We start from the raw sequence: 13,224 nt of genomic DNA on the forward strand, positions 1-13,224 counted from the left end.
GGAGTTCTCTGTGTCCGAACAGCTTGTGTCTGAAGTGACCGCGTCCCACAAAACCGTCAACAAGGCAGATTTCTGGTTCGATCCCGTCTGCCCCTTCGCGTGGATTACCTCGCGTTGGATCGGTGAAGTGGAGCAGGTGCGGGGCATCGAGACCGAATGGCACGTCATGAGCCTTTCCGTGCTGAACGAAGGCCGCGATCTACCTGCCGACTACAGGGCCATGATGGACGACAGCTGGGGGCCCGTTCGTGTGATCATCGCAGCGCAGGAGCTCCACGGCAGCAGTTACGTCAAGCCCCTCTACGATGCCATGGGTGAACAGATCCACCATGAGGGCAACAAGGACCGCGCATCCGTGATTCAGAAAGCCCTGGCGGACACCGGGCTTCCCGCGGACCTGGCACGTTTTGCCACTTCCGATGAATATGATTCCAAGCTGCGCGCCAGCCACGAGGCCGGAATTTCATTGGTCGGCCAGGATGTAGGAACTCCCGTGGTATCCGTCAACGGCACGGCGTTCTTTGGTCCGGTGCTCACCCGCATTCCGCGTGGCGAGGAAGCCGGGAAGATCTGGGATGCAACCGTGACTCTGGCCGGCTACCCGCACTTCTTCGAGTTGAAGCGCAGCCGCACTGAAAGCCCTGAATTCAACTAACGGCTTGTTGCCCTCCAGAGGACATGACCGGCCTACTTGAGGAACCGTGACGTACGCCGGTCGGCGAGGATCTTCCCGTTGGTCTGGCAGGTGGCGCAATACTGAAGCGAGGTGTCCGCGAAGGACACCTCGCGGACGGTATCCCCGCACACCGGGCAGGGCTGACCGGTTCTGGCATGGACCCGGAAGTTGCTGCGCTTGGTGTCTTTAAGCTCGTTGGAAGGTTTGCCGGCTGCTGCGTTGACGGCGCCGACCAGAACCTCCTGCATGGATTCATAGAGGCGGGCCACCGTTGCCTGGTCGAGGGACTTGGCGGTGGCGAACGGGGAAATCCTGGCGGCGTGGAGAATTTCGTCGCTGTAGGCGTTGCCAATCCCTGCGATCACGCTCTGGCTGCGCAGCAGGCCTTTGATCTGTTGCGAGCTGGAGCCCACGATGCCGGCCAGTGCGTCCAGGTCAAAATCGGGGCTCAGGGGCTCCGGTCCCAGCGTGGCTATTCCAGGAACGTCCTGAGGATCCTTCACCACGTAGATGGCCAGGCTCTTCTTGGTTCCTGCTTCGGTCAGATCCACCCCGATGTGGGCATCGTCGGCAGGGCGGTGGAGCAAGAGCCGTGCCGAGATGTTGCTTTTGCCCATGCGCAGCCCTGCAGATGACGGGTGTTCGGTGTACCTGACCCAGCCGGCTTTTGCCAAGTGGAAAATAAAGAACAGTCCATCGGCGTCCAGGCATACGAACTTGCCGATGCGGTGCGCACCAAGAATGGTCCGGCCTTCGAGTGCAGTGAAAGGGGGATCGGCCGTCTTGAGTGCAGAGAAGGAGTTGATGCGGACCTCGGTCAGCACGGCTCCATGGAGTTGGGTGTCCAAGTACATGCACAGGCCGTGCACTTCGGGGAGTTCCGGCATGGTCAATACTCTGCCACAGCTGGCCTTCCAGCGGCACACAAACTACAGGTTTGTAGTTCTCGCGAAAGCCTTGTGCATCAACCCCAACGGGACAACAATGGTTCTTACCCACTTCGAAAGAAGAGGGACACGGAAACCAAAGATTCAGTGATTGCGACCGACGCAGCCTTTGGCAAAGTTGGAAGCAACCTACCAGTGATGAGGTAGGAAGACCTGAAATTCCAAGGATTCCGCCAGACTGTCAAGTCATCACCAGACAGCCGAAAAGTCGAAGCCCCACCAACGGCAAAACGCTGATGGGGCTTCCCCTTTGCCCAAAATCTCCTGACGGAACGGGCAGTCGGCTACCTACTGGGACGCGGGCTGCTCCTCGACAGGTGCCAGGACAACATCGCTGACTGTCAGTTCGCCTTCGCCGGACTGAAGAGTGATCTCCTGTGCGTTCGCGGCTGCCTTCAAGTCACCCAGGCCGGCCTTCAACTGGGCTACCAGCACTTCCGAAGCGGTAATGGATGCCGAAAGCACCTCGGTGCGCTGCTTGACCTTGGCCTCGGACTTTGCCTTGCGGATACCGCTGAGTGCTACGCCCACGGTGCCGAGCATGGTGGTGTCACCATCGGTGATCTCCAAGGCTGCCGGCCACTGTGCGCGGTGAACTGATCCGGTGCGCCACCAGCCCCAGACCTCTTCGGTGGCGAAGGGCAGGAACGGTGCGAACAGGCGCAGCAGGGAGTCAAGCGTTGTGGCCAAGGCGGCCAGGACGGATGCCTGCTCGGTGTCGCCAGCGGCACCGTAGGCACGGTCCTTGATGAGCTCCACGTAGTCGTCCGTGAACTGCCAGAAGAAGGACTCGGTGATCTGGAGTGCACGGGAGTAGTCGTAGTTCTCGAATGCCTTGGTGGATTGGGCAACGACGTCGGACAGTTGAGCGAGCAGCGCACGGTCCAACGGGTTGGTCAGCACGGAGAGGTCGCTGGACACCACCGAGTTCTCAGTAGCACCGAGGTTCAGCACGAACTTCGAAGCGTTCAGCAGCTTGATGGCCAAGCGGCGGCCGATCTTCATCTGGGCAATCTCGTAGGCCGTGTCCGCACCGAGCTTCGCTGATGCTGCCCAATAGCGGACGGCATCCGAACCGTACTCATTCAGCACATCCGTGGGCACCACAACATTGCCCTTGGACTTGGACATCTTCTTGCGGTCCGGGTCGAGGATCCAGCCGGAGATGGCCGCGTGCTTCCACGGGGCGCTCTTCTGCAGCGCATCCGCGCGTACGGCCGAGGAGAACAGCCAGGTGCGGATGATGTCGTGCCCCTGTGGGCGGAGGTCGAAGGGGTAGACCTTGGAGAACAGGTCCTCGTCGCGGCTCCAGCCACCCACAATCTGCGGGGTCAGGGAGGACGTTGCCCAGGTATCCAGCACGTCGGCGTCGCCTGTGAAGCCGTTGGGCTGATCGCGCTGTGATTCCTCAAAACCAGGTGCGGCATCAGCGGCAGGGTCCACGGGGAGCATCTGGTCCGAAGGCAGGATGGGGTTGTCGTAGTCCGGGTTCCCTTGGGAATCCAGCGGGTACCAGACGGGAATGGGCACGCCGAAGAAGCGCTGGCGGGATACGAGCCAGTCACCGTTGAGGCCCGCGATCCAGTTCTCGTAGCGGGAACGCATGAAGGCTGGGTGGAAAGTGATTTCCTGGCCTCGGCCTATGAGGCGTTCACGGCGTTCCTCATCGCGGCCACCGTTGCGGATGTACCACTGACGGGACGTGACAACTTCGAGGGGCTTGTCGCCCTTTTCGAAGAAGTTCACCGGGTGGGTGATCTTCTTCGGTTCGCCGTCCAGCAGCTCGGCTGCCTTGAGGAGTTCAACAACGGCTTCTTTGGCGGAGAAAGCAGTCTTGCCGGCGATCGCTGCGTAGGCGTCCTTGCCAGCCTCGGTGGTGATCCATTCAGGGGTGTCGGCAATGATGCGGCCATCGCGGCCCATGATGGCGCGGGTAGGCAGCTGGAGTTCACGCCACCAGGTGACGTCGGTCAGGTCGCCGAAGGTACAGACCATGGCGATACCCGAGCCCTTGTCCGCCTTGGCGAGCGGGTGGGCCTTGACCTTGAGCTCCACATCGAACAGGGGGGACGTGACGGTCTTGCCGAACAGCGGCTGGTACCGCTCGTCGTCGGGGTTTGCCACCAGAGCCGCGCACGCCGCGAGTAGTTCCGGGCGCGTGGTTTCGATGAAGATCTTTTCGCCGTCTTCGGTGAAGAACGGGTAGCGGTAGTAGGCGCCGGCAACTTCGCGGTCCTCAAGTTCGGCCTGTGCCACCGCGGTGCGGAATGTCACGTCCCACAGTGTGGGGGCTTCGGCCATGTACGCGTCACCGGCAGAGAGGTTCGCCAGGAAGGCACGCTGGGACACCGCACGGGAAGTGTTGTCAATGGTGCGGTACGTGAGGTCCCAGTCCACCGAAAGGCCGAGCGTCTGGAACAGGTTCTCGAAGACTTTCTCGTCCTCAACGGCGAGTTCTTCACACAGTTCGATGAAGTTCTGGCGCGAAACGACGTCGAAATCGCGTTGGTTCTTGGCCGGCTGTGCCGGGGGCGTGTAGTCGGCCTTGTAGGGGATGGCGGGATCGCAACGCACACCGTAGTAGTTCTGGACTCGGCGCTCGGTGGGCAGTCCGTTGTCGTCCCAACCCATGGGGTAGAAGACGTTCTTGCCGGTCATGCGCATGTAGCGGGCCTGGACGTCAGTCTGGGTGAAGGAGAACATGTGGCCCACGTGGAGCGAGCCGGACGCCGTGGGCGGGGGAGTGTCGATCGAGTAGACCTGCTCCCGGGTGGTGTCCGGGTTGAACTTGTAGGTTCCTTCTTCGAGCCAGCGCTGCGTCAAGGCAGCCTCAAGGCCTTCAAGGGCCGGCTTGTCGGGAACGTTGATGGGGGCGGTGGCGGGCGTGTCTGTACCCTGCGTTGATTCAGCCATGGGTCAATTGTTTCATGGCCTGGCGTTACAGCCCGCCCGTCAAGGGAGCCCACGCCCCGGATAAGGTTGTTCCATGACTTTGCCAGCGCACAGCACGCCTTCCGGACAGAACCCAAGGAACAACAAGACGGCGGTGGTCACCGGTGCCAGCACCGGCATTGGCGAGGCCACAGTGAAGGCGCTCGTATCCGCCGGATGGAAGGTCTTCGCCGTGGCGCGCCGGGCGGACAGGCTCGACGCCTTGAGCGCGGGCACTGGCGCCGTGCCGTTTCCCGCCGACATCACCAACGACGACGACGTCGCCGCCTTGCTCGCGGCCGTCACCGAGGCCGGAGGTGCTGACACCCTCATCAACATCGCCGGCGGCGCACGCGGCGCTGACACCATCGCCAACGCTGACACCGAAGATTGGGATTGGATGTATCAGGTCAATGTCCTGGGCACCATGAAGATCACCCGGGCCTTCCTGCCCATGCTGCGGGAACACGGCGAAGGAACAGTCCTGAACCTCACATCCACCGCAGGGCTGTCCGCCTACGAGGGCGGCGCGGGCTACAACGCCGCCAAGTTCGCCCAGCACGCCATGACCAACGCCCTGCGCCTTGAAGAGGTGGGCAACAACGTCCGGGTCATCGAGGTGGCTCCAGGGCTGGTACAGACCGAAGAGTTCGCGCTGAACCGCCTCGGCGACAAAGACGCAGCGGCCAAGGTCTACGCCGGGGTCGAGAAGCCCCTGACCGCTGATGACGTGGCAGATGTGGTCAACTACGCCGTCTCACTTCCTCACCACATCAACCTCGACCAGATCGTGGTCCGCCCGGTGGCGCAGGCCGCCAACCATAAGCTGGTCCGCAAAGAAGGCTAAAGACGTTGCCAAGCCGCTGTGACGTCGCTGGCCCACGACGGTTTAGCGGCTTGGCGACGAGCTAATCGGCCGGAATGATCAGCCGGGCCATGATGGCTGCGTGATCGCTCCCGGGAACCTGGTGGACGGAGTAGTCGCTGCTGCTGATTCCGGGCGAGGTGACCATATGGTCGATCACGATGCCCGGAAGCGGTAACCCTTCCATGGGCCATGTGGGAGAAAGCCGTCCCCCGGAGGCTGTTCCGACGTCCACTAGCTTCGTGCCTCCCTGTTGACCTGCCAGGGTTCCTTGCCGACCCTGTGCAGTATCCAGCATGGCCCGGAACTCGGAGTGATCGTACGTGGCGTTGTAGTCGCCCATCAGCAACTGACGTCCTGGGCGGGATGCTTGGCGGGCCACTTTGTCCAAGTCGCTTCGCCACTGACCGATTCGCTCATCAACGGGCGGAAGGGCGTGGACATTGGTGAGGTTCAAGGTGGCCGTTGTACCAGCCCCCGCATCCGTGACCAGTACCCGCGTGACGTCCATCCGGAACGGGGTATCAGGCAAAAGTCCCATGGCCTCGAGTGGAAACACCGAATACACGGCCCCACCGGAGGCGTCCTCACTGGGCTCACTGAGCCGGTTGGGCAGCAGTTGATCCAAGCCCTCGGACTGCAGGCGGTCCTCAAGTCCCTGAGTCTGTTCCTGGATAGCCAGCAGTTGAATGCCGTTCTCACGGACAAGCCGCACGATGCTCGCGGCATCCGCTTCCCCGTATTCAGAGTTCAGGCTCATCACTTCCACCGGGACGGATACAGTGCCTGCAGGCAATGCTTCCGGCTTTCCAGCGTCCAATGGGAACAGCCACAACAGCTGGACTGCCAACAGCGCCGTCGTCGTGAAGATGACCCAAAGCCTGCGCCCCACCACAGCAAGCGCCACGGCAAACGCTGCCGGAAGCACCATCCAAGGTGTGAAGGACAGCAATTGCACCACGATGAGGGGCCATTCCACAGGGATTGCCCGGAACATTGATACCCCCGCCACCGGCAGCGCCATCATGAGGGCCAGCACGGACCATGCCACCGAAGGCTGGCGTCGAGCCGGTCTGGTTGCTGGAGGGGCGGGGGATGGGTGCGTCATGGCCTCGAGTCTATGCACCGCCACACGTACCGCACTCCATCTACGGGATGAACCTCGGGTAGAGCAGTTGCCCCACTGACGCTAGACTTGAAGGACCAGCTTTGACCCGGCCATCACCGGTGAGCTTCCGGAAGAACAGCACTGACCATCAACACGGTGGAATGCGCCCAGTAGAACCGGGCGGGTAAGCCCGTCACAGCAGTAATGAGAGGCCGGAAAATTCTTTCCGGTAAGTGAGGTGGTACCGCGGTACCTGCGCAGCCGACAGGCAGCACAGACGCCGTCCTCGCATCCTGACAGTCAACCAGCTATCACAGGATATGAGATGACCCACTACCCCAAGGCCTCAGCGTCTTCGCCCGGCACGCACGGCGTGTCCGCTTCCGTGAAATTCCCGGAAATCGAAGAGCGCATCCTCAAATACTGGGACGAAGACGGCACCTTCCAGGCCAGCATCGACCAACGCGATGCGGGCAAGGACGGCAGCAACGAGTTCGTCTTCTACGATGGCCCTCCCTTCGCCAACGGCCTTCCGCACTACGGCCACCTCCTCACCGGCTACGCCAAGGACCTCGTAGGCCGCTACCAGACCCAGCGCGGCAAGCGGGTTGAGCGACGCTTCGGCTGGGACACTCACGGACTTCCGGCAGAGCTCGAAGCCATGAAGCAGCTGGGCATGACGGACAAGACCCAGATCGAAGCCATGGGCATCGACAAATTCAACGACGCCTGCCGCGCCTCCGTGATGAAGTACGCCAACGAGTGGAAGGCCTACGTCACCCGCCAGGCCCGTTGGGTGGACTTCGAGAACGACTACAAGACCCTCAACGTGGAGTACATGGAGTCCGTGCTCTGGGCCTTCAAGCGACTGCACGAGAAGGGCCTGACCTACAACGGCTACCGCGTACTGCCGTATTGCTGGAAGGACGAGACCCCTCTGTCCAACCACGAACTCCGCATGGACGACGACGTCTACAAGAACCGCCAGGACCAGACGGTAACCGTGACGTTCCCCATTAAGGCGGGGGAGTCGGAGCTTTCCAAGGCCCTCGAAGGCGTGCAGGCGCTCGCATGGACCACCACGCCCTGGACATTGCCCACCAACCTGGCGCTCGCCGTCGGGCCTGACATCTCTTACGCTGTCCTGCCCGCAGGACCCAACGGCGTCAAGGCTGCTTCCGCTGAGGCACCGGTCACGGGCAGCTTCCTGCTCGCGGCTGACCTGCTGGGGTCCTACGCCAAGGATTTGGGGTACGACGACGCCGCTGCCGCAACTGCCGCTGTGGTGTCCACCCACACGGGTGCCGAGCTGGCTGGCTTGGAGTACGAACCGCTCTGGAACGACTTCGCTGATGCTGAAAAGTACGGCACGCAGAATGCCTGGCGCTTCCTGGTGGCCGACTACGTCACCACCACCGACGGTACGGGCATTGTTCACCAGGCTCCGGCCTATGGCGAGGATGACCAGAAGGTCTGTGAAGAGGCAGGGATCCCCGTGGTCCTGTCCGTGGACGAGGGCGCCAAGTTCCTGCCGTTGTTCGCCAATGGCGAGCTTGCTTCGATCGTCGGTCTTCAGGTTTTCGATGCCAACAAGCCCATCACCCAGGTGCTCCGCGCCGATGGCCGCTTGGTCCGCCAGGCCAGCTACGAGCACAGCTACCCGCACTGCTGGCGCTGCCGGAACCCGCTGATCTACCGTGCTGTGTCCTCCTGGTACGTGGAGGTCACCAAGTTCAAGGACCGCATGTCCGAGCTGAACCAGGAGATCAACTGGATCCCCGGCAACGTCAAGGACGGCCAGTTCGGTAAGTGGTTGGACAACGCCCGCGACTGGTCCATCAGCCGTAACCGCTACTGGGGTTCGCCCATCCCGGTGTGGCAGTCGGACGACCCCGAGTACCCGCGCACGGACGTTTACGGTTCGCTGGCCGAGATGGAAGCCGACTTCGGCCGTCTGCCCGTCAACAACGAAGGACAGGTGGACCTGCACCGCCCGTTCATCGATGAGCTGACGCGTCCCAACCCGGACGACCCCACCGGCAAATCCACCATGCGCCGTGTGGAAGACGTTCTTGACGTTTGGTTCGACTCCGGGTCCATGCCGTACGGCCAGGTGCACTACCCGTTCCAGAACGAGGAATGGTTCAACACCCATAACCCGGCCGACTTCATCGTGGAGTACATCGGACAGACACGCGGCTGGTTCTACATGCTCCACATCCTGTCCACTGCATTGTTCGACAGGCCGGCGTTCCGCAACGTGATCAGCCACGGCATCGTGCTGGGCTCCGACGGGCAGAAGATGTCCAAGAGCCTGCGCAACTACCCGGACGTATCTGAGGTCCTGGATCGCGATGGTTCCGACGCCATGCGCTGGTTCCTTATGTCCAGCCCCATCCTGCGCGGCGGCAACTTGGTGGTCACCGAGCAAGGCATCCGCGACGGTGTGCGCCAGGTCATCCTGCCGCTGTGGAACGTGTACAGCTTCTTCACGCTGTACACCAACGCTGCAAACGGTGGTTCCGGCTACGAAGCCAAGCTCCGCTATGACGGCTACGCCGACACACTGGATCAGTACCTTCTGGCCAACACCGGGGACTTGGTCCGCAACATCACTACCAGCCTGGACGCGTACGACATCTCCGGTGCCTGCGATGAACTGCGTAGCTACCTGGACATGCTCACCAACTGGTACGTCCGCCGCAGCCGCCAGCGGTTCTTCGATGAGAACGTTGACGCTTTCGACGCCCTGTACACGGCTCTTGAAGCGGTGTGCCGTGTCTCTGCTTCCTTGCTGCCGCTTGTATCGGAAGAGATGTGGCGCGGACTGACGGGTGGTCGTTCAGTCCACCTGGCGGACTGGCCCGAGGCTACGCTGTTCCCGTCCAACCCTGAACTGGTTGAGGCGATGGACCGGGTCCAGCAGATCTGCTCCACCGGCTCCAGCCTGCGCAAGGCAGCGAACCTGCGTGTTCGCCTGCCGTTGCAGGAACTGACTGTGGTGGCACCCGGTGCAGATGCGCTGGAAGGCTTTGCCGCCGTCGTCGCCGATGAACTGAACCTCCGTTCGGTCCGTTTGCTCGACGCCGCTACTGCGTCACCGGAGGAGTTCGGGATTGAGCAGAAGCTCGTGGTCAACGCCCGGGCCGCTGGTCCGCGCCTCGGAAAGAACGTGCAGCAGGCCATCAAGGGATCCAAGTCCGGCGACTGGTCTGTCAGTGACGCCGGGGTGGTGGTGGCTGGTGGACTGGAGCTCGAGCCGCAGGAATACACGCTGGAAACCGTGGTGGCAGAAGCGGCCGACGGCGGTGCTGCCGCCAAGAAGGCAGTCGCGGTGCTGCCCGGCGGCGGCTTCGTGGTCCTGAACACCGAGGTCACTGCTGAACTTGCAGCCGAGGGGCTGGCCCGTGACATGGTCCGCGCCATCCAGCAGGCCCGCAAGGACGCCGGGCTCAACGTGAGCGACCGCATCCGCACTTCCGTGGAGGCCGGGCAGGACGTGGTGGATGCCTTGGAAGCCAACTCGGAGCTCGTCAAGACCGAAACGTTGACGTTGGAACTGGAAGTCCTGTTGGCCAGTGTCGACGAACCGCAGGTCACGGTCGCAAAGGCAGGTGCCTGATCCATGTCTGACGAATTCTCGGTTGAAAGCGTCTATGCAGAACTTCTGGGCCGTGCCCCGGAAAACAAGATGGAACCGCGCCTTGCTCCCTTGTTCCGTGCCATGGACGTGCTGGGGGAGCCGAACAAGGCTTACCCGATCATCCACATCACGGGCACCAACGGCAAGACGTCCACGGCCCGCATGATAGAAGCTGGACTTCGTGCCCACGGGCTGAGTACCGGCCGCTACACCAGCCCGCACCTGTCCAAAGTGACTGAGCGCATCAGCATTGACGGTGAGCCGGTGCCGGATGCGACCTTCGTGCGTATCTGGGACGAGATCCGTCCTTACCTGGAAATCGTGGATAGCGAACTGGTTGCCGATAACCAGCCGAGGCTGACCTACTTCGAATGCCTAACCATCCTGGGCTTCGCGGTGTTCGCCGACCAGCCTGTTGATGTTGCCGTCATGGAAGTTGGCCTTGGGGGCATCACCGATGCCACGAACGTCGGCGACGGCCAAGTCTCAGTGATCACGCCGATCTCCTTGGACCACACGGATCTTTTGGGTGACACCACTGAGGACATCGCCTACGAGAAGTCCGGCATCATCAAGCCGGGCGGCTTCCTGGTGAGCGCCGCTCAGCCGGTGGACGCTGCGCAGGTCCTGTTGGAGAAAGCCCGGGAAGTGGATGTGCCGTTCCGCTTCGAGGGCGTTGAATTCGGGGTGGAGTCCCGTAGCGTTGCAGTGGGGGGCCAGGTCCTGACTATTCAGGGCCTTGCAGGACGTTACGAAGACCTGCTGCTGCCACTGCACGGCGCCCACCAGGCTGAGAACGCGGCTGTGGCCGTTGCGGCTTTGGAAGCATTCTTTGGCGGAGGAGAGAAAGAACTCGACGCCGATGTACTCAAGGAAGCCTTTGGCACCGTGACGTCACCTGGCCGGCTCGAAGTAGTGCGCACTGCGCCCACCGTCGTGGTGGACGCTGCGCACAACCCTGACGGAATCCGCGTCTCCTCCGAAGCAATCCAGGAGGCCTTCAGCTTCAGCAAGCTGGTGGTTGTAGTTGGCGTTCTGCGGGAAAAGGATGCCGAGGAGATCCTCAAGACCCTCAAGGAGTCCCTCGGCGGACTGGCCGAGGAATTCTGCTTCACCCAATCCAACTCGGCCCGCGCCGTGCCTGCAGCCGAACTTGCCGAACTCGCCGTCGACCTCGGATTCGGCGAGGACAACGTTCACATCGCCGAGAAGTTGGACGATGCCCTGGAGTGGGCTGTGGAACGCGCTGAATCCAAAGATGACCTTGCAGGCGGCGTCCTGGTGACGGGTTCCATCACCGTGGTGGCCGAAGCAAGGATCCTGCTCGGAAAGGCAAGTGCCTAACATGGCGAAAATGACCAAGGCCCAGCGCGAATGGCGGCCCGGCATGCCCAAGAAGCGCCGGTCCACCAAAGTAATGTTCGCTTCCAGCGTGCTCCTGCTTGAAGCGTTCGTCGCGTTCTTCGGTACCCTGGCGGTTTTCGGCTTGAGGCGCGGGGAAGTTGATCCGGGCATCATCCTGGGTGTCGGTATAGCACTGACGGTGGTGCTGGTTCTGGCCTGTGCCGTGTTGTCGAAGCCGTGGGGCATCGCCCTCGGCTGGGGGCTGCAGGTGGTGCTGATCCTGACAGGCTTTGCCGAGCCCACCATGTTCATTGTGGGGATCCTGTTTGCCATCTGCTGGTGGTATGGAATCAGGGCTGGAATGCGGATTGACCGTGAGGTGGCACAGAGGGACCGCGAGCAGGCCGAATGGAACGCGGCCCACGGTGACGAAGCTGGCACTCAAACCCCGTAAACTGGCTGGGAAACCACCGAACACATCACATTGGAGCATCTGTGAGCATTGAACGGACCCTTGTCCTGGTCAAGCCTGACGGCGTTGCCCGCAACCTGGGCGGAACCATCCTCGCCCGGATCGAAGCCAAGGGCTACACCCTGGCGGAGCTGAAGAAGGTCAACGCGACCCGTGAGCTGCTTGAGCAGCACTACGAGGAACACGTGGGCAAGCCGTTCTATGAGCCACTGGTTGAGTTCATGCTGAGCGGACCGGTCATCGCAGCGGTCTTCGAAGGCCACCGCGTGATCGAAGGCTTCCGCTCGCTGGCCGGAACTACGGATCCCACGACGGCTGCGCCGGGCACCATCCGCGGTGACTTCGGCCGCGACTGGGGCCTGGCAGTCCAGCAGAACCTCGTCCACGGCTCGGATTCAGTCGACTCTGCCGAACGTGAGATCAAGATCTGGTTCAAGGGCTAAGCAAAGCCCTTCGGGAAAACAATTAAGGCCAATGTTCTTCGTGAACATTGGCCTTAACTGTTTTACGGCGAGTGGTGGTTCTACGCTGTGGACGGCACGAAGAGGTGCATGAAAGAGAAGAAAATAGTGGCGATGACGGCCACATACAGCAGGGCAACGATGATCCAGCCTGAACCGGACAGCAGCTTGACCACTGCGGGTGGCGCCTTGATGACCCCGCTGGTGACGTTGCGGATGGTCACCCAGACGAAAAGCGGGATCATGGCGGCCCACACCACCATGCAGAACGGGCACAGAACATGGATTGCGTAGAGGGCCTGCGACCACAGCCACACAACAAAGGCGAACCCGAGGGTCACGCCGGCTTGGAGACCCAGCCAGTAACCCCGTGAATACTTAGCTCCGGCGAGGATGCCCATGGCCGTAGTGATGATCACAGCAAAGGCGACGATGCCGATGAACATGTTAGGGAAACCGAACACAGAGCTCTGCGGTGTCTGCATCACGGCACCGCAGGAGATAAAGGGATTTACATCGCACACGGTTACATGGTTGGGATCCTTGAGCACCTCAAGTTTCTCCAGTACCAGGGCTCCGGACGCCAACCATCCAATAACACCGGTGATCAGCAACAGCCAGGCAAAGGGCCTGTCCCGGACCGTCGCGGGAAGGGAGTCCTGAGGGGTGGACATGTCCTCCACATGGACTGTGGCTTGATTGGCCAGGTTTTCCCTGGCGGTGCTTGGCATCGTGGATGTGGTCCTTTTCGACAAATGGCCCGGCAAGCCGGGAAGG

The 13,224-nt window shown here is 61.8% G+C and carries 10 protein-coding genes; 6 read left to right on the forward strand and 4 right to left on the reverse strand.

The genetic code is table 11. The features are described 5' to 3' along the window. The first annotated feature begins 10 nt into the window (after positions 1-10). Entirely contained in the window at positions 11-655 is a 645-nt protein-coding gene (locus EU811_RS14170) for a mycothiol-dependent nitroreductase Rv2466c family protein (protein WP_142938996.1), read from the forward strand. Between the two features lie 32 nt (positions 656-687). Here EU811_RS14170 and EU811_RS14175 read toward each other — a convergent pair whose 3' ends face one another. Continuing rightward, positions 688-1,563, reverse strand: a complete 876-nt coding sequence (locus tag EU811_RS14175; RefSeq protein ID WP_165450190.1) for an Fpg/Nei family DNA glycosylase — start codon at positions 1,561-1,563, stop codon at positions 688-690. A 348-nt stretch (positions 1,564-1,911) separates the two neighbouring features. Beyond that, positions 1,912-4,536 (reverse strand): valine--tRNA ligase, encoded by a 2,625-nt coding sequence (gene valS / locus EU811_RS14180; RefSeq protein ID WP_142938998.1) that lies wholly within the window; start codon positions 4,534-4,536, stop codon positions 1,912-1,914. Between the two features lie 73 nt (positions 4,537-4,609). On the opposite strand from valS, the gene EU811_RS14185 reads away from it, so the two are divergent. Further along, positions 4,610-5,401, forward strand: coding sequence for an SDR family oxidoreductase (locus tag EU811_RS14185; RefSeq protein ID WP_142938999.1), 792 nt, complete (start codon positions 4,610-4,612; stop codon positions 5,399-5,401). Between the two features lie 61 nt (positions 5,402-5,462). On the opposite strand, the gene EU811_RS14190 is transcribed toward EU811_RS14185, so the two are convergent. Next, a complete protein-coding gene (locus EU811_RS14190; RefSeq protein WP_142939000.1) occupies positions 5,463-6,527 on the reverse strand; it encodes an endonuclease/exonuclease/phosphatase family protein in 1,065 nt (354 codons plus the stop codon). A 325-nt stretch (positions 6,528-6,852) separates the two neighbouring features. On the opposite strand from EU811_RS14190, the gene ileS reads away from it, so the two are divergent. From ileS to ndk, 4 genes are read left to right on the forward strand one after another with little or no spacing between them, the layout of a single operon-like run. Next, positions 6,853-10,149: an isoleucine--tRNA ligase gene (gene ileS / locus EU811_RS14195; protein ID WP_142939001.1), complete on the forward strand. Its 3,297-nt coding sequence runs from the start codon at positions 6,853-6,855 to the stop codon at positions 10,147-10,149. Positions 10,150-10,152: 3 nt separating this feature from the next. Then, positions 10,153-11,514 carry a bifunctional folylpolyglutamate synthase/dihydrofolate synthase gene (locus EU811_RS14200; protein WP_142939002.1) on the forward strand — a complete coding sequence of 454 codons (1,362 nt, stop codon included), beginning with the start codon at positions 10,153-10,155 and terminating at the stop codon, positions 11,512-11,514. 1 nt (position 11,515) lies between these two features. Further along, positions 11,516-11,968 (forward strand): DUF4233 domain-containing protein, encoded by a 453-nt coding sequence (locus EU811_RS14205; RefSeq protein ID WP_142939003.1) that lies wholly within the window; start codon positions 11,516-11,518, stop codon positions 11,966-11,968. A 41-nt stretch (positions 11,969-12,009) separates the two neighbouring features. Continuing rightward, the gene (gene ndk / locus EU811_RS14210) at positions 12,010-12,429 is read left to right on the forward strand and encodes a nucleoside-diphosphate kinase (protein ID WP_142939004.1); all 420 of its coding nucleotides are present in this window, start codon (positions 12,010-12,012) and stop codon (positions 12,427-12,429) included. 80 nt (positions 12,430-12,509) lie between these two features. Here the strand turns inward: ndk and EU811_RS14215 are convergent, their stop codons facing one another. After that, on the reverse strand, positions 12,510-13,178 hold the full coding sequence (locus tag EU811_RS14215) for a vitamin K epoxide reductase family protein (protein ID WP_142939005.1): 669 nt from the start codon (positions 13,176-13,178) through the stop codon (positions 12,510-12,512). Positions 13,179-13,224: the final 46 nt, after the last annotated feature.

It is taken from the genome of Arthrobacter sp. TS-15 (assembly GCF_006964045.1).
Taxonomy (GTDB): domain Bacteria; phylum Actinomycetota; class Actinomycetes; order Actinomycetales; family Micrococcaceae; genus Arthrobacter.

Coding starts and splice junctions, on each gene's coding strand:
- EU811_RS14205 (WP_142939003.1), top strand. CDS start 11,516: ATGGCGAAAATGACCAAGGCCCAGCGCGAATGGCGGCCCGGCATGCCC.
- ileS (WP_142939001.1), top strand. CDS start 6,853: ATGACCCACTACCCCAAGGCCTCAGCGTCTTCGCCCGGCACGCACGGC.
- EU811_RS14190 (WP_142939000.1), bottom strand. CDS start 6,527: ATGACGCACCCATCCCCCGCCCCTCCAGCAACCAGACCGGCTCGACGC.
- EU811_RS14185 (WP_142938999.1), top strand. CDS start 4,610: ATGACTTTGCCAGCGCACAGCACGCCTTCCGGACAGAACCCAAGGAAC.
- EU811_RS14215 (WP_142939005.1), bottom strand. CDS start 13,178: ATGCCAAGCACCGCCAGGGAAAACCTGGCCAATCAAGCCACAGTCCAT.
- EU811_RS14175 (WP_165450190.1), bottom strand. CDS start 1,563: ATGCCGGAACTCCCCGAAGTGCACGGCCTGTGCATGTACTTGGACACC.
- EU811_RS14200 (WP_142939002.1), top strand. CDS start 10,153: ATGTCTGACGAATTCTCGGTTGAAAGCGTCTATGCAGAACTTCTGGGC.
- valS (WP_142938998.1), bottom strand. CDS start 4,536: ATGGCTGAATCAACGCAGGGTACAGACACGCCCGCCACCGCCCCCATC.